We start from the raw sequence: 17,585 nt of genomic DNA, 5'->3' as shown, positions 1-17,585 counted from the left end.
GCGCCACGTGTCTGATAGGCACCAAGGGCACAGCAGGATAGGCACTATGACAAAAACCGCGTTGATCACCGGGGTCACCGGACAGGATGGGGCCTATCTGTCAGAGCTTTTGCTGGAAAAAGGGTATGACGTTCATGGGGTCAAGCGACGCTCATCCCTGTTCAACACTGACCGGATCGAGCATCTGACCGAGGATCCGCATGTCGAAGGGCTGAAATTCCATCTGCATTACGGGGATATGACAGATTCGACCAACCTGATCCGGATCATTCAGGAAACCCAGCCCGACGAGATTTACAATCTCGCCGCCCAAAGTCACGTGAAGGTCAGCTTTGAAACGCCTGAATATACGGCGAATTCCGACGCCTTAGGAACCTTGCGCCTGCTTGAAGCGATCCGCATTCTAAAGCTGCAGGATCAGGTGCGTTTCTATCAGGCCTCGACCTCCGAACTCTACGGTCTGGTGCAGGAAACCCCGCAATCGGAAACCACGCCTTTCTATCCCCGCTCGCCTTACGCAGTTGCAAAACTCTACGCATATTGGACCACCGTGAATTACCGCGAAGCCTACGGGATGCACGCCTCGAACGGGATCTTGTTCAATCATGAAAGCCCCCGCCGGGGCGAGACATTTGTGACCCGCAAGATCACGGCTGCGGTTGCCGCCATCTCGCGCGGGGAACAAGAGCGGCTCTATATCGGTAACCTGGATGCCAAGCGTGATTGGGGGCATGCCCGCGACTATGTTGATGGCATGTGGGCGATCGTGCAGCAGGACACGCCCGATGACTACGTCCTCGCCACCGGCGAGACCCATTCGGTGCGTGAATTCTGCGAACTGGCCTTCGCCGAGATCGACTGCCAGATCACCTGGCAGGGCCAAGGCGTGGACGAGGTCGGCATCGACGCGGCCACAGGCAAAGTGTTGATCTTGGTTGACCCCGCCTATTTCCGCCCGACCGAGGTTGATCTGCTGCTAGGTGATCCGACCAAAGCCCGCGAAAAGCTTGGCTGGACCCACAAGACCACATTCCCCGAATTGGTGCGCGAAATGGTCCAGCGTGATCTTGCCGGCATCGACTACACCAGGCCGGACTGAGGGCGCGCAATGACGGGTCCAATGCGGAAAGATCACTCAATCTACGTGGCCGGCCATCGCGGGATGGTGGGTTCGGCCATCGTACGCGCACTGACGGCCAAGGGATATGACAATATCCTCACCCGTGACCGCAAGGCGCTTGACCTGACCGATCCGGATGCTGTCACCACGTTTTTCAAGCAGCAACAGCCCGATTTTGTCTTTTTGGCTGCGGCCAAAGTTGGCGGCATCGTGGCCAATGACACCTATGGCGGCGATTTCATTCGTGAAAACCTGCAGATCCAGACAAACGTGATTGATGCCGCATGGCGCAATGGCACCCGTAAGCTGTGCTTTCTGGGGTCAAGCTGCATCTACCCCCGCGAAGCCCCGCAACCGATGCACGAAGATTTGTTGCTGACCGGCCCGCTGGAACCCACCAACCTGCCTTATGCGGTTGCAAAGATTGCGGGCAAGGTGATGTGCGATGCATACCGCAAGCAGCACGGGTTTGAGGCATTCACCGCCATGCCATCCAATGTCTATGGTGTTGGTGACAATTTTCACCCTGAAAACAGTCACGTGATTGCCGCACTAATGCGCCGCTTTCACGAGGCCAAGGAACGCGGCGACGATCAGGTGGATGTCTGGGGCACGGGTAAACCCTTGCGTGAGTTCATCTTTGCCGATGACGTTGGCGATGCCTGCGTGTTCTTGATGGAACATTATCAGGATGGCGGCGCGATCAACCTTGGCACAGGGCAGGAAGTGTCGATCAAGGCCTTGGCTGAAACCGTGCGGGATGTCATTGGCCTGAAGGCTGAACTGGTTTGGGATGACACCAAACCCGACGGAACGATGCGCAAGCTGATGGATAACCGCAAACTGGCGGGACTTGGATGGGCCCCAAAAACATCACTGCGGGATGGGCTGACGGCGATGTATGCATGGTATCTTGAGGCGCTGGCGAAGGGCGCGGATATGCGCGCGAAATAACTAGTCGCCCAACTCGCCAATTAGCGCGGGGAACACAGTCTCGAAAGTCGACCCATCACTGCCATCAGGGTCAGCCATATTGGCGGTCGCAGCCTCTACCGCAGTGTCGGTTGGCCCGGCCCAGAGTGGGGCAATCACCCCCGCCCCGCCCTGATCCAGCAGATCCTTGATGGTCGTGAACGCCGCCCGCATATCCCATAGCCGCGCCCATTGTGCCGTCATCCGGTCGGCCGCGCGGGTTTGATCCAGCCCCAGCTTTTGGGCCATCAATGCCTGCCGATAGGTGGCAAGGTTCTGACTGCGCGCATCCGCAAGATCATAGGGGATCGACACAATATCAGCCGCCCCGTCAAAGGTCATCCCCCGGCGCCGGAAGTGGCTGGTCCCGACAAGCGCCCAGCAATCATCAACGATGACAGATGTGGTGCGCAGATGCGCCGCCCGCCCTGGAAAGCCCTTGGGGTGAAAGACCGCAACCCGGTCGCGATCAACGGCGGTCAGAATGTTGACCGCCTCGGTCCGCGCCTCGATCGCCTGCCGCACCCAGCCACGATAGGATGGAGCAAAATCGCTGGCCCGCGGCAGGCAGATCGCCACCCGCAAACTGGGCATGTCGTTCATGCGCGCTGCAAGAACTGCGACCAGATCAATCGCGTGGTCCGGTGGATCAGCCCCCATGCTTTCGGGAATGGCGGTGCGCGCAAATTGCGGGCTTTCGATATAGATGAATTCTCTGGCCTCGCCGATGGCACGTCGCAACGCCCAAAGCGCGTCCCGCGCACCGTGACGTGCGGTGTAGATTTCCTTGACAATCTCCGAGCCGAGCCTGTCCTCGTTTTGTCCTTCAAATCCCAGCGCCGGCGGGTTGGCCAACCCGAACGCCGTCGCAATGGCTTGCAACAAGGCGTTGTAAGCGTCTTGGGCGATAACCGGCTCTGTTGTCACCGGAAAGCTTGTCACACCCAGTTCCGGCGTCTCGCATATCGCGGCAACGGTCTTTAGCAGCGCCCCCGCACCTGCATCAGGCGATGTGTCGGCCCCGGCGGGCAGAACGCTGGGGCGATTGAAGTTGTTACCCCCCTGAAACACGATCCATCCCGGCGCTGTTTCGGCAATCGGCAGGATCGGTTGCGCCCGCCGGGCCGCATGCCGGGCCACATCCAGCCCAAGATCACCCCGGACCCGCACCCCGGGCGCGTGCACGTCGGACGCGGCCGGGTTACCGGGGTTGCCGTCGCGGTGCAGGACTGACCGTGTTTCACCCGCCCAGCGCCCGCCTGTCACCGTTGCATCCCAATCCAGCGTGCCATCCGCATTGCCACTGTCGATCCCGGTGACAATCAATGTCTCGAACCGCGCCTGCGTGGGCAGACGTGGCCCCTGCCGCGGCTGGCTTTCACTGATATAGCTTTGCAAGATTTCGGGTATCGTCACGGGCGGGGTTGGCGGGGGCGTCAGGTTCTCAAGCCCAAATAGCGGCGTCGGCGCAATGGACCCCGCAAACCCCTGCAGCGCATCAACGATATTCACCCCGGTCGCAAACGGGTCGACCGGCGCAACGGCCCCGTTCCCGGTGATCTCAACCACAATATTGCTGAATAATCTGCGCGTGCCCATCCGGGGGGTGACCACGATATCAACCGTCACCCGCGCAGGCGATGGTGGCGCACCAGCGCCCAGCCCCAAGGGGTCGGCCAAAAGGATATCCAGAGGCTGCCCTGCAGCCGCGATCCCCGCCCCCCCATTTCCACGCAGGAATGACGGGGCCGCGCCAATCGCCTCGATCAGCATGAACTGTCTTGGATAGACCCGGACATGCGCATCTGCCGGAACCGCATCTGCCGCAATCGTCAGCACCACATCATTGTCAGACGCAAAGGCGGCGGTCAGCCCGTTTGCCGGTGATTGCGCGGCATTGGCAAAGCCCGCCATCCCCCCCGGCGGCCAGATCGGCCAACGCCCGGCAGCATCTGGTGCCGGTGGTGTCACCAGACCCGGCTCGATCACCGGCGATACCGCAAGAATGACATGCGATCCCGGATCAGCCGCCTGAAAATTCGTGATGGCAGCACCCGCAGCTGCCAGCGTCGCCATGCCGTCGGGCAGATATGTGATCGGCACGTCCGGCCGTACCTTTGGTTGATATGCCGTCGGGATCAGCCCGTCATCGGGTGGGATGTTCTGGTGGCTTGCAGCCGTTCGGTTGCCCAGCAAATGCCAGGTCAGGTCAACCATCATCAACCGCAGGAACTGGCGGGACAATGTACCAGCCGCAAGGGGTGGCGCGGTCAACGCAGCCCGGCCCAGCCGGCCCTCATGCGCCCATCCCCAGCGCAGACGCGCACCAGTATCAAAATCATGCGCATCATCCGCATTGGCCGCGTCTTCCGCGGCCTGATCTGCATCGCTGCCCTGCAGGCTCTGGTCGGCAGGCAGATCCATCAGGCCGCTGGGTGTCAGTGTCTCTGTCACCGTGCTTCCCGAACGACGCGTCAGGGTGCGATCTTCCATGGCGGGCACAAAGAGCCCTCCATGCGGGTTGACGACATGGATTGTGGTCGCGGGCGCGGGCCCGTCCAATGCGGCGATGGTGGCAACACCGCCGGCATCGTCGGCTGCAGCTGACTGGTTGGTTACATCGGGCGACAGACGGCGCAGCGCGGGATAGGCCGCCAGCAGATCGGCAAACATTGCCGCACTGGCCAGCGGGCAGATGATCAGACCCCGCGCATCATGAAAACTGACATCGCCGGTCAGGCCCAGATTGTCGCCTGGCTCCCACCATTGTGGGGCCAGCGGCGCACCAACAGCCCCCCGCAGCACAACCTGCACTGGCACAGGATGGTGCAGGGGCGCACCGGCACCGGCATAGCGATGCCGCGCCAATGTCATCAACCGGGCCGCAGCTTGTGGATGCAGCCTGATCCGGGTGATGGCCCCTGACGGTGGTGCCCCATCAACGTCAAAGACATCCCGCGCCATGTCGATGGTTTCCAATATCCCCTGAAAAGGCACCAACAGGGGCAGGTCGGACAGGATCAGACGGGCTGCGTCAAAATCGGTGGCAGCCGGGGCGTTCGCGGGCGTGGTCCAGATCGGGCTGAGCAAGGGGGCCGCCAGACCCATCGCAGCAGCGCCATCGGCATTCAGCCGGTCGCGGGCGGTGTTCTGTGTCAGGCGGGCAATGGTAACCATGGTGTCAGACCTCTATGCTCTGGCGGGCCATGCGTCCGTCCGGTGCAAAAAGCCGCACGGTCACAACGCCGATATCAGCCGCGGTTGCGACGGTAAAACCAAGCGCGGTACGCCCGGTCGCATGTCGCCATATTGCCAATTCATCGGTGCCGACCCCCTCTGGCGGGCCGCGCAGGGCAGCGATGTCGGGAATGTCGATGTCGCGCCGCAGCACCCGCCCGGCATCTGTCAGCCCGCCCACCGGGCTGATCGCAGCACTGCGCGCCGCGCGGCTGCGCAAATCCATCCGGGTGCGGACGGGGTTGCGCCCGGGGACGGACAGGCTGCCAATCCGTCCACCACCACCACCATTGCCGCTGCTGCCCAACCTTGCCACGATCTCCAACCGGTAGGGTCCCGCAGGGCCGCTGGACAGGGACGCGTTCACCGAAAAGCGAAGCGCATTCAATCCGCCCCCAACCGCCGCCGCAGCCAAGCCGCTGATCATCGGCTCGGGCAGGACGGACCCTTGCGGTATATCCGCCAGACGTTCGGTGATCCGGCCCAATGGGTCGCGCATGCGGATCGCAACGCTGAGCGCGGGCATATCCGCGTCGCGATAGATCAGCGCCCGGTAATTCTGGGTCCCGTCGGATGCCACCGGCCCTTCGCGCCAGCAACATGGCATATTGACGGCACCCGGCGCCGTCGGAATATGCGCAAGCGCCTGTTCATCTGCAAAAACCGGGTCAGTTGCCCCCGCTTCGAGAACAGCCACCGACATACGGTGCGCCCCAAGTCCGGTCATCGGGATCGGGGCCGAGGACGCCCAGCGCAATTCAACAGCGCCCAAATTTCCACCGGGCCATTCCATGTCGATATCTGACAGGTCGGGCGCGTGATCAGGCGGAATGATCACGTTTTGCGCAGGCGACGGGTCCGACCGCCCGGTCAAAAGCCCGCGTTCGGGATCGGGGGTCGACCAGACCTCTGCCCGGTACCAGACCCAATCCCAGGATCCGCCGGGCTGATCGACGCCCGTTGCCCCGTCTATATAATCCGCTGCGACCGCATCGCTGGTCACGGACACATCCCAATCAGGGCTGTTGCCATCCACCATTGCGATCGGTGGCCCCATCGTATCAATCTGGCGTGCGGCATCGTCGATCCGGGTGCGAAACACACGGATGCGGCGGGCTTTGTGGCCGATACGGGGTGTGACGGTCAGTTGTGCGGCAAAGCCCTCCTCGCCCACCGGCACGCGCCGGACCTCGAGGATCGGGGCCTGCGGTTTCGCAATTGCGGGGGCGGCAATGGGGATCAGGCGTTCGCCGGGAACACCATCAATTGGCCAGGCGCTGTCCAGCCCGCTGGCCGATTGGGCAAGCACCGCAAAGAAATGGATGTCGCGACTGCCCTTGGGCAAGGTCACATTGCGGCTGACAGCCTGTTGCAATTCGGGATATCGGCGGGTGAAGGGCCGGCGCGTTGGATCAAGATTATAGGCATCGCGCACCTCTTCCAGCCGAGCTGAGAGCGTGGCCTCCAATGCGGGCGGCGGCAGGCCAAGCGCGGCGCGCAGATCCGTCTCTGTCGCCTCGTAGATGAAGTAGCCCGCCGCGGCAGGCACCTCGGGCCATGACAGGCGCGCATGACATTCGCCATTTGCATCCGGCAAGCTGGCCAGATCCACATAGTCAATGCCGCTATTGATCGACGGCGGGCGCGGGTCAGAGGCTGAAATCGCATAAGGGTATTGTGGAAACGGGCCAATCCGACCGGGTGCCAGCCGTTCAAAGACCCGGGTAAACAGATGCATGCCCACATGCGGGGTCGGGTCGAAATCCAGCGCGAAATCGTGGATCGTCACCCGGTATCGCCTGATATCATCGCCCTGCGCCGGGCCAAACGCGGCGAACGCCTCGCCATCGGCGGCCAGGCCGACAATGTCGGCGTCGGGCGAGGACGGCACATCGTCGTTAAAGCTGATCAGCACCCCCTGCTCTGCCCCGCCAATACTGCGCGGCAGGGTCATGACAGGCACTTCGCCCGGTGGCGGGTCGCTGCGATCGGCTGCAGCCCAAAGCCGTCCTGAAATCAGAATGCTGTCAGGGCGTCTGACGGACCAATCCCAGCTGAATTCAACCGTCAGCGTCGCGGGGCATGGGCCGCCATCTGCAGGCGGGCGCGGGTCTAGGCGTGCGGCCAAGATCGGCACAGGGGATGGCGATGGTTCCCGCACGATTTCGTCAACCTCGCTCCAATGTCCCCATAGCCCAAAGATGGTTTGGGTCACGGCGGCGTAGCGCATCACAACAAAGCCGTTATTGGTGGCCGCATTCGGGGCAGGAATTTCGACCACGCGATCCGCCGCCGAAATCCGCCCGGTATCGGGATCACCTGCAACCGCATTTGCGGCGGTGGGGCGGAACCCGCCGGATGGGCGCGGTTCATTCATCAGCGTCACGGGCCCGGATGGCATGATGCGCTGCTTGGCGGTTGCAAAGCTGGCCACCCGGTAAAGGCCCGTCTTTGGCACGCGGTCCCATGAGAACCGGACGCTGCGGCGCCATGGGCCATCGGGTTCCAGCGGGGTCATCGGATTTGTCGACTGGGCCTGCATATCGGCAGGGGCCGCCCCGGCAAACGCAAAATGCGGCTGCATCGCAAGCGCGGCCATTTCCAATGCCGATCCGTCCCCAAGCAAACCGCCATCCCATTCGGCGGTGACCATGTAATGGGTGTGGTCCGGCCCGAACTGCGCTGCAGCAGAGGTGGAACTTGTCTGATCCAGTGTATGATCCAGCGCCGTTCCATAGCCCAGGATCAGGCTTAGGCATGGATCCGTCGTGACCCCGGCCAGCATCAGGTCCAGCGGGGAATACGTGGCCTCGGACGGCTCTGTCGGGGCCACCTGACCAGTTGCACTTTCAGGCGGCGGGATCGTCACATTGCTCAGCGTGCTGGCCATGGCCGCGGGAACAAGGGTCATTCGTTCGCGAATTTCACCCAGTATCTGATTGTGCATCTCATCGACAAGCTGTTGGCCGTCTGGCAGCGAAAACGTCGGTGCCGGCATCCCGGCAGAGATGAAATTTGGCCAGCCAACCGCAGGTTGCCCGCGCGTATAGCGCGCCAATGCGGCCTCGATGGGCGACATCAGCCCGCCATCCAGCAACCCCTGTTCGGCTGTGTGGTCGCCTATGCCGGCCCAACTGTCGGTTGGTACGGGCAGGCCCACCCTTTCAACCTCTTCCCAGCCATCATCGTTGGCGACATCATCCTGCGACACGCCAAATATCTGGTTCAGTGTGACGCTGGGCGGAAGCAGCATGCCCGTCATGCCAGCGCCGCCAATCACGTAGCTGCTTTGGGCAGGCGACATCGGACGGATGGTGATCCAGCGATCAGCCGTCGGTCCATTCGCGAAACCGGCAACAAAGCCATGGGGCTGGACGACATTGCAGGTAAACCGGACCAGCGCCATGGGTTGCCCCCATGAGATCGCATTGAAGTTCTGATGGTTCCAGACCGTCAGGTCATCTGCGCTCAATTCAACCTCAGCAGAGAACCCCAGCTTATTGCGGCGCCAGACCCGAAATGCGCGGCTGGGAATGCCCAAAAGCGGGGCCGTGCTCCACCGCAGATGCGCCCCATGCAGCACCCGGCCGGCATTCAGCACAGCTTCTTCGAACAACCCACAGACGAAATCAATCTGGTCTTCGTTGATATCATCAAAACCGGCCATGATCAGATCGCGCCGATATTGCAGCTTCCAGATCAGCCCCCAGTCGATCAGACCAGCCTCGCATTGGAAAAGTTGTGGGTCTACGTGCCGCATGACTGGTCTATTCCTCCCACGGTGCGCTGTTCAGGATCAGATCGACGATCGCGAACCGGCGTTCGGTCAGATCAGGGACCCCTTCCAGTTCTTCCACCACCGGTTTGCGGACCAGCTCGACCTGAACCTGTTGGCCGCGCGCGCCGGGCGCCAAGATGACAAGCGCCCGCTGGCCGCCCGGATCCCTCAGGATGTTCTGAACAAAGCCTGGTGCCCCTGCCCCGGGTTCTAGGTCAAGCCAAGTCTGCGGTTGCGACCCCCAATACTCTCCGGGGGGTGTGACGCTGTTATCCACCACCTTTGTGGGCAGGTTCCATGTGCGGCACATTGGTGCGGGTGCGTCGATCAGTATCGCCACCGGCTGTGGCGGGCTGTCAGGGTCGGCCTGTTCCCAGAACACGGTTGTTTTGGGGGCCTCGGCGATGGGCATCGCTTCCAGACCGGCGCCAAGCAGGGCGGCATCCAGTTCCGCGCCCTCGGGCTGACGTGTCCCGAAATCGCTGGCAATCATCTGCATGCCACCCGCCTCGACCCAGCGGTGGTTGATCCGCTGCGCCGTCAGAACCTGCGCAAAGCGGTCAAGCGTGCCGTAAGCACCGGTCGAGAAAGACACCGAATGCAGCGCCGCATCGCCCGGGCTCATCACCCCGTCATCTTGCGGGACACCGACGATATCAAGAATATAGTCCGTCAACGGATCCAGTGGGATATTCAACGTCCAGCATGGGTGGCGTTTGCGGGTTTCGTCGATGGGAATGCACTGCCCCTCAAGCAGCTCGACCAGGGTCTCTTCAAACGGGGTCAGCACCATCGGGCCTGTGTCGCATGTGGTATCGCCAGTCAGCGGGAATGGGTAGGTTTCGCCCTCGGGCATGTCGTCGGGGTCCGGGGTCCTGAACGACGCGGCCCGCAACCGGATCTCTAGGTTCAGACCGTGCGTTTCAAACAGGTTGATCACCTGCGGGGTTGAAAATACGAGGGTCAGTGGCTCTGCCCCGAACACATGTGTTTCCCGCTCGTTCGGCAGGGTGAACAACATGTAGGGTCCAAGCCGCTTTGGTGGCTCGTTGCTGGTATGGAACCAGAATGTCGCTTCTTCGGGATCGTTGGTTTCGCCTTCGGCGTGTTGGTTCCACGCGACCTGAATACCGTAGAGCCTGTTTGGCTGCAGCAGTGCCACATCACCCGACTCAGCGCCCAGATAACGCCCCACGGCCGTGCGGTCCGATTCAATCAATTGCGTGTCGTAATCTTCGCGTTCCGCTTCGGCCCAACGGGTCAATTCAAAGCAAAGAACGTAGTACAGGTGGTGCAGCTGCTGGCCATATGTGGTCGTCGCTGCTGCGGTCGCCGTCCCACCGGTTGCGCCTGCAATCAGCAGATCAGGCAGCGCATTGGCGGGCCTGCTTTGCCCGCCCAACGCGGCGGTCAGAATATCGTCAATGGCTGGCCCGTCATCATCATCGTCATCGCGCAAACGGCGCATGTCCATGCCGATCTCGATCACGGCAGCGTCGGTTTCCTTGGGCAGTTCCACAAGGAATATCTTTTGGCGTGCCTGCGGATGGGTGAAGACACCATCAAACCGCAACGCGTGATCCACGTCCTCGCACCAGGGTCCAGACGGATCAAGCCAGCGTTCCGGCAATGCGGAGGGGGGCACTGCATGGTTGAGACTGACGGCGATGCGCTGCAACTCATTATCGTCGGCATCCAGAACGCGCACGATCAGCGCCTTGCGTTCCGCCATGATATCACGGGCAGACAGCAACAGCCGCGCATCCGCAATCCCGCCCGAATTGATGCGGACGGCATTGTCCAGAGTGCTGGGTGTGAAATCCGCCTCGTCCCAGGCGGCTTCAATAGCGCCCGCCTGCCCCGGATCACCCATGATCGAGACGGGATCGCCCTCGTCCAGTTCGGGCGCAGCCAGAATACGCGACGGACAGCCCGGCGCTGCGGGGTCCGGCGGGATCGCCGCGGCAAAAGCACTGAACGCAGTTCGCCCAACCGCTTCGCCGATACGCAACCGCCGGAATGCCTCCTGCGGTTCTGCCTCTGCAAGGGCAAGGTCCGTCATGCGGCCGGACGGGCCGGTAAACAGGTCCATCCGACGGGCCAGCAGCAAAGTGTCGTCTGCGGGATCATCGGTGGCTGATCGCCGGGCGGCGAGCATGTCAATCTCGGCCAGTCGGGTGTCGCGGTTTGGCCGGGCGATGACATCGGTCACGCCGACCGGACTAACCGGCTGTGACCGATCAGGCACGATGCTGATATTGCCCGTCAGGCCACCCGGACGACCGGGCCGGTCCGGCTTTTGGGCGCAGGCGATTGTCCGGCCCACAATTGGGGCAGGCACAATCCCGCGAAGCGCATCAACCGCAAGTCCACTGCGCCACGCCTCATAGACATCTGCTGTGATATCCACATCTTCGGACCGGCTTGTGTCATGGGGATCGGGCCAGGCGCTGCCCTGCAGCACCCAACCATTGGTCGATGGTCCCAGCGGCTGCCGGTGAAATGCCCAAAGCACAGGCGCGGCCGGTGCGGCATCATTGCAGACCGTGCCCCAGCGATCCGTGATGATTTGTTCGAGAAACTCGCTCCGCTCGATCGCCGCGCCAAAGGGGGATGGCACCCATGTCAGCAGAGCCAGCTGAACAAGCGTGGTATCGTTGGTTGCGGGGTCGGCCGCCCACCATGTGGCGGGCCTGTTACCCTCGGTCAGGGTGCCGTCGATCATGCGGATGCCGGTCAACTCATAGAAAATCCGCTGATCCGTGCGGTCGGTATAGCCATGATCACTGGAACCGGGGGCCGCCAGATCAAAGGGCTCGTCCAGCACTTCGATATCGTTCTGGCGCGGTGATGCAGTCAGTGACAATGCAAGAACCGCATCAATCGGGATCATATGCGGGCGGTCATCATCGGCTGTCGCCAGTGATGGTTCGACAAATTGCGACGCGGATGGCGGTGCGTCCTGCATGATCGCGGTCGACAGGACGGCATCAATCGGCGTGTCGGTTGCGGTGCCGCGGACAAGGGCGGGGCTGCGACTGACGGCTGTCATCTTGTCGACAAGTGGCGGAATTGGCGGCCCGGGCAGTGTCCCCATGGCGAAATCCACGCAGCCCTTGATCTTGAAAAAGAACAGATCAACCTCGCCACATATTTCGCCGGACAGGTGGCTGATTTCTTGATTGGTTTCCGGATCAGTCCCAATTGTGACGTCCAGTTCTGCATAGGCTGAAATGCCAATGATGATCAGCCGCAACTCGCCCCGGAACGTCAGTTTGCCGCGCAGGAAAAACGGCTGAAAGCCCATCAACGCATCAAACCCGCCCGCAACAGAGGCGTATATACGCACCTCGCGGCTGCCCCAGATCAGTTCGACATGCATGCCGACCGCGATTGCGAACCGGTTCTTGATCTCGGTATCCAGCTTGTCACTAGTCAGCCCGTTGCCTGAGATCATCAGATAACCGGACCCTTCAAACACCAATATGACCTTGGCGTAGATCGGGTCCTCTATCGTTCCCAGATAGATGTGCCAGTTCTTTGATTTCTGCAGCTCAAAGAATGCCTCGACAGGGATGCGTATCTTGACCAGCGGGTCCACACCATATTCGGCAATAATCCCGATTGTCAGCGTGCCGCGCCCGGCATCCAGATCAATCACTGCCAGCAGGCTGCCGCCCGCCTCTTCCAGCCCCTCGACCGCCGGTGGCGGGGTTAATATGGCGGCTTTCATCATCAGCAGAATGCGCGGGCCCGGCAATTCAAGCAGGAAAACGCCCTTGAGGTTGAAGATCACGCCGCCTTCGGCCGTGCCAAGCACGGCGCCAACGCCAAAGGCCCAATTGTCGATCTGCGGGGTCCAGAAATCATCCAATGCGCTGCCCGGATCGGGTGACAGCCGGGTCGGGTTGCCGCCTGTGGCCTCAAGCCAGCGCAAGGCGGGCGTCGCCTCATCCGCAAATGGCTGCTCGTTACGCCCGTAGTGCATGGCGAACAGCCCCAGGACCCCAAGCAGGCCCAGACCGGAACTGCCCAGCGGAATTGGCGCCGGAAACGTCACCTCAATCGAGACGACGACGCCCGTCGCATTGCGCCCTTCGGTGGTCTCGATATTTGCGATCGCGATCTCCGCCTTGATCCGCAGCTTAATCGGCACCAGCGTCATATCCAGCCCGCCGCGAATTTCAGAGATTTCCACGCCCGGATCGGCAGGATCGGACCCTGATCCGATTTCAAGATAGCCGCTGGCCCGCAGAACCGCCGGAATATCAATGGACGCGGCAAGCGCGGTCAGCTCGGGCGGGCCAGGCTCGTGGATTGGCAGGCGCACCCGCGCCCGGTCAACCGACACCACCCCCAGATCAACCGCAAACCCCAGATCAATCTCGAAGGTCATCGGGTTCTGCCGCGACAGCCTGGCGGCCAGAACCTTCAGGATGCGATCCAGCGGGGACGCAACCTGAATGCCGCCCGGGCCGCCCACCTCGATCGTGTACCCTTTGGAGGCGTCAAAGACCGGCCTGAACTGGAACCTGTCGCCAGTATCGGGGTGATATCCCAGACGAACGCCAATGGATTTGTACCGGATTTTCAACGGGTCCGTCGCCGGAATTGTCAGAATATCAAAGCTGCTGCCGGCATTCTGTGACGATGGAATGCCGATATTGGCGGAAATTGCGGTTTCAACATCAAACAGTAGATTGGCCTCGGGGCCGTCAACGCGGCTGATCACCTTGATTTCACCGCCATAGAGAATGACGCGCTGAACCGTCAGCCAGCCAATTTCGGCCAGCGCGGTGGGGATCGCCACCGCAGCCCCGGTCAGCACAAGCGCACTGACATCACCGTTCAGCGGATTTTCCGGCGCGGTTGTCGCAAGCACCGGCGCCATGGCGGTGGTCATACCAAGCATGTTCAACGCCGCGCCATCAAAATCGTTACCTGCACTGTCAATGGTTTCACCAGGACGTGCCCCGGCAAGCAACAACCCATCCACGTCTGACGGATCAGCGCCCAGCGTCCCGCTGACCGTCCAGTTCTGTGCCGCATCGTCCACCTGCACCAGAATGCGGTAATCCACGATCCCGTCCGACGGGTTTTGACCCAATGCCTCGGTTTGCAGCAGCCCCTGCTGCGCGGTCTCGCTTAGGTCCTGACCGCTGGCGATCTTTTCTTCGGCGGCGGTTTCAAAATCTATGCTGCCAGATAGCTCGACCGCGACGAACGTGTTCTGGACGATCCGCACCTTCAACGCCACAGACCGAAACCACGCGGGTGGTGCGGGGTCTGCCGGTGGCGGATCGTGAAGTTCGACAACCTCATCAGGCGTGCCGACCGACCGGCGCAACGTCGCCGTGGTCACGATATCGGGAACCGCGACCGGCGGCACCGCCGCGTCGGCGCGCCAATAGGTGTTGCGATTGACGCCCTGCTCTTCCCAGCCGGCGATCCATGCCGGGGACGGCACATCGCTATCAAGTGGCGGCGACATGTCGAAATCAAACCGGTTGGGAAAGCCGCGTTCGATCATCATCTGGAAAGCCACGGCGCGCCGCTGCGACAGCGCGTAGTTATAGGCCTGCGTATTGGCGCTGTCATTGCCCTCGTAAGATGCGGTGCCGGTAATTTCGATGGTTGTCGCCGGTGGAAGCGCATCAAGGATCGCATGATAGGTGGCCATCACATCGCCACCGCCAATCGTCCATGACGCGCCCAGTGTCTGGTCAACCGCTGGCGTGGTGTGCGAGGCAGCAGCGCCGGTTTCGCCCACCGGTACAAGCGCATCCAATCCGCCATCTGGTTTGTCAAAACGGAAATAGGCCGGCATCGGCGGGACCGCCAGCGCAGCCTGCGTCGTGGTGGCGACAACCTCGACCGTTTCGCCATCGGCGATGGTGATCTCGGACGACGGGGCCCAACTGACGGATCCGACAGCCCCCGTCAGCCCAAGGGTGGCCCGCGTTTCGGACTGGCCCTGGATATAGATGCGGGGCAACGGGACAACCTCGCCCGCCCTGACGCTTTCCTGTCCGATGATCTCGACCACACCGGCCCGGCCTTCGGTGATCTGCACCTCGGGGCGGTAGGGGCTAAGCGTGATGGTCAGCACGGCCGTCTTTTCCGGCGCGCTGGCGTCAGACACAACCACCTGCACCGATCTGCTGGTATCCGTCCCTAGCGAGATTGCATGCACCCGCCCCGATGCGCCATCAACCGCAACATCATAGGGACCGCGCCCGCCATCGACATCCACAACAAGGGTCGCCTCGGGCGGGATTTGTGCCTGCGCGCTTTGATCGCCGGTTCTGGTGATCGCATAGAGACGGCCGGTATCATCCACAAATCGCGCCGACAGACGGAGCGCGCCTTCACCCTGGTTGATCACGGCAATCCCGAAATCGCCCGTGACGCCGGGTTCGGCCCCCCACCCGATCAGCAGGTTTTCAGCGCTCGCCGAGACCGCAAAATCCTCTAGCCCGTTTGGCGCGACAAAGAGCCGGATTTCAGGAAAATGCAGACCGGTCCAGGCCTCGCTAAATCCGAATTGTTCGAGTATTTCCGGCGGCGTGGCATTGCGTGACAAATCAAGTGTGGCGCCCCGAAACCCGATACCAACCGTGTGGCTGTCACCAATGAAGGCATAGGGCGGCTCCATCCGGACCAGATCGACAACGCCCAGATCAGCCGGATCATCCAGCCCCTCCACGCCAAATGACAGCATCAAGATATCAAGGGGTGCGGCACTGTCCGCGCCCTGCGTCAAACGCAGCTTGAAGCGCGGCAAAATGAACACCACGCGGTCGTCACCCGCCACCGGGGTCAGCCGCCCGTCGGGCAACAATTCTGCCGCCTTCAGGAATGGGAACCGCAGCACCGCTGACGTGATGACCATATCAAGCGTGAAACTGGTTGATGGGTAATCCGACGGCGGCGCATCGGCAGGATCAGCATCCAGCGCCTGCATTAGCGACAGGATATCGGCATCCAGCCCGGTGGTCGCACCGGCGATGATATCCGACGCCTCTCGCGGCGCCATTAACTCAAACTGGATATTGCTGTCGCGCAGATCTATCCACGGGTTGCGTTGCCCGTCATCATCACGCGGATGTCCTTCTACATTTTCCGCATTCGCCCCAAAGGTGAAAGTCTGTGGATCAATGAAGCCGCCAAGCTCGCCCCGGAACTGGGCGCGGCCGCGAATGACAACACCGTCCGCCGCCGTTGCCGTGTCAAATTCCTGCACATGTAGCGCCGAAATCGCAGCATGGATCGGCCCGACCGGTGCGCCGCGCAACAGATAAGGCGCGACCAAGTCGTAAAGCGCAACATCCCATTGCATTCGCTGCTGTACCCCCAAAATAGGGTCAGCCCGCCCCTATCAATAAGCCGGGCTCACGTCTTAAAAATACGGCGAAACTCGCCAAGGTCGTAAAAAGTAGAGTAGCAATCGGGCCGCGGTCACAAATCGGCGCGTGGCCCCGTCAATTGACGCAAGCGTAAGTTGGCAGCCGCAGGGCCGTCAATCGCACCGCCCCAATTCAGCGAAGATGAGCGGTTAACCGCAATCATGAGCAGAGCCAATTTTTGTTTTCAGACGCTATGGACGCATGAAGTTTTGCATGTAAAATACTGTCGTAAAATGAAAAATGACATCATTCTACTGGACTTCGCCCGCATCTTTGACAACAGTGACCGGGGACAGAGATTGCAGAAATGCGGATGACAGATAAAGACAAATCCGGCCAGCCAGACATCTATGACCCCGATTTCGTGGCAGACCTGTTTGATCGCTGCTCGTCGAATTATCGCTGGTGGAGTGCGATCAGTTCGTTTGGTTTCATCTGGCTGTGGCGGCGGCAATGTGTCGGGAACCTCCCGCGGCGGGTTGAAAAAGACGGTATCGTTGTCGATTTGATGGCTGGCACGGGCGAGGTCTGGCCCCACCTTTTGCGCCGTTTTCCCGATGTGTCCGCGATCACAGCGCTTGATATCTCGCATCAGATGCACCTGCAGGCGGTCGATAAACTGCACAGCGCCTATGCCGAACGCATCACCCATCTTGAGGCCGACGCGCTGCAAACGGACCTGCCCACGGACCATGCGGATATGGTCGTGTCCACCTTTGGGCTAAAGACCTTCAACACCGCCCAACAATCACGATTGGCCGATCAGATCGCCAGAATACTCAAGCCCGGCGGGCATTTCTCATTGATCGAGGCGTCGGACCCGACAGGCTGGATCCTGCGCCCGGTCTATCGCCTCTACCTTGATCGCTTGCTGCCGATGATCGAACGGTTTTTCCTGCGGGGCGCCAATGATTTCAGCATGATCGGCACATATACGCGTAACTTTGAAAGCTGCGGACATATGGCTGCGGCGTTGCGCGAGGCAGGCCTTGAGGTCACGACGCGGTCCCACTTCTTTGGCTGCGCAACCAGTGTCGCGGGACATAAACCGCTCGCTCCAAGACGTTAGACA

6 protein-coding genes are annotated in these 17,585 nt (G+C 61.4%); 3 read left to right on the top strand and 3 right to left on the bottom strand.

Annotation, left to right across the window (positions count from 1 at the left end; all coding sequences use genetic code 11):
* Positions 1–46 precede the first annotated feature (46 nt).
* Positions 47–1,099, top strand: a complete 1,053-nt coding sequence (gene gmd / locus AABB31_RS02570) for a GDP-mannose 4,6-dehydratase (RefSeq protein ID WP_373635388.1) — start codon at positions 47–49, stop codon at positions 1,097–1,099.
* Between the two features lie 21 nt (positions 1,100–1,120).
* Positions 1,121–2,074 (top strand): GDP-L-fucose synthase family protein, encoded by a 954-nt coding sequence (locus AABB31_RS02565; RefSeq protein WP_373635387.1) that lies wholly within the window; start codon positions 1,121–1,123, stop codon positions 2,072–2,074.
* Here the strand turns inward: AABB31_RS02565 and AABB31_RS02560 are convergent, their stop codons facing one another.
* The 3 genes from AABB31_RS02560 to AABB31_RS02550 are packed head-to-tail and all read right to left on the bottom strand — an operon-like array spanning position 2,075 to position 16,446.
* On the bottom strand, positions 2,075–5,269 hold the full coding sequence (locus tag AABB31_RS02560; RefSeq protein ID WP_373635385.1) for a hypothetical protein: 3,195 nt from the start codon (positions 5,267–5,269) through the stop codon (positions 2,075–2,077).
* A 4-nt stretch (positions 5,270–5,273) separates the two neighbouring features.
* A complete protein-coding gene (locus AABB31_RS02555) occupies positions 5,274–9,089 on the bottom strand; it encodes a hypothetical protein (RefSeq protein ID WP_373635383.1) in 3,816 nt (1,271 codons plus the stop codon).
* Positions 9,090–9,096: 7 nt separating this feature from the next.
* Complete coding sequence (locus AABB31_RS02550) at positions 9,097–16,446, bottom strand: hypothetical protein (protein WP_373635382.1); 7,350 nt, start codon at positions 16,444–16,446, stop codon at positions 9,097–9,099.
* A gap of 380 nt (positions 16,447–16,826) precedes the next feature.
* On the opposite strand from AABB31_RS02550, the gene AABB31_RS02545 reads away from it, so the two are divergent.
* Positions 16,827–17,582, top strand: a complete 756-nt coding sequence (locus AABB31_RS02545; protein WP_342075987.1) for a class I SAM-dependent methyltransferase — start codon at positions 16,827–16,829, stop codon at positions 17,580–17,582.
* The last annotated feature ends 3 nt before the right edge of the window (positions 17,583–17,585 follow it).

Origin of the sequence: Yoonia sp. SS1-5 (assembly GCF_038443705.2) — a bacterium.
GTDB lineage: Bacteria > Pseudomonadota > Alphaproteobacteria > Rhodobacterales > Rhodobacteraceae > Yoonia > Yoonia rhodophyticola.
The sequence above is the reverse complement of the archived record's forward strand: the minus strand, read 5'-3'. Positions and strand labels throughout refer to the sequence as shown.

Excerpts from the sequence above, each read along its gene's own strand:
- AABB31_RS02555 (WP_373635383.1), bottom strand. The coding sequence starts at position 9,089 with ATGCGGCACGTAGACCCACAACTTTTCCAATGCGAGGCTGGTCTGATC.
- AABB31_RS02545 (WP_342075987.1), top strand. The coding sequence starts at position 16,827 with ATGACAGATAAAGACAAATCCGGCCAGCCAGACATCTATGACCCCGAT.
- AABB31_RS02560 (WP_373635385.1), bottom strand. The coding sequence starts at position 5,269 with ATGGTTACCATTGCCCGCCTGACACAGAACACCGCCCGCGACCGGCTG.
- AABB31_RS02550 (WP_373635382.1), bottom strand. The coding sequence starts at position 16,446 with ATGCAATGGGATGTTGCGCTTTACGACTTGGTCGCGCCTTATCTGTTG.
- AABB31_RS02565 (WP_373635387.1), top strand. The coding sequence starts at position 1,121 with ATGCGGAAAGATCACTCAATCTACGTGGCCGGCCATCGCGGGATGGTG.
- gmd (WP_373635388.1), top strand. The coding sequence starts at position 47 with ATGACAAAAACCGCGTTGATCACCGGGGTCACCGGACAGGATGGGGCC.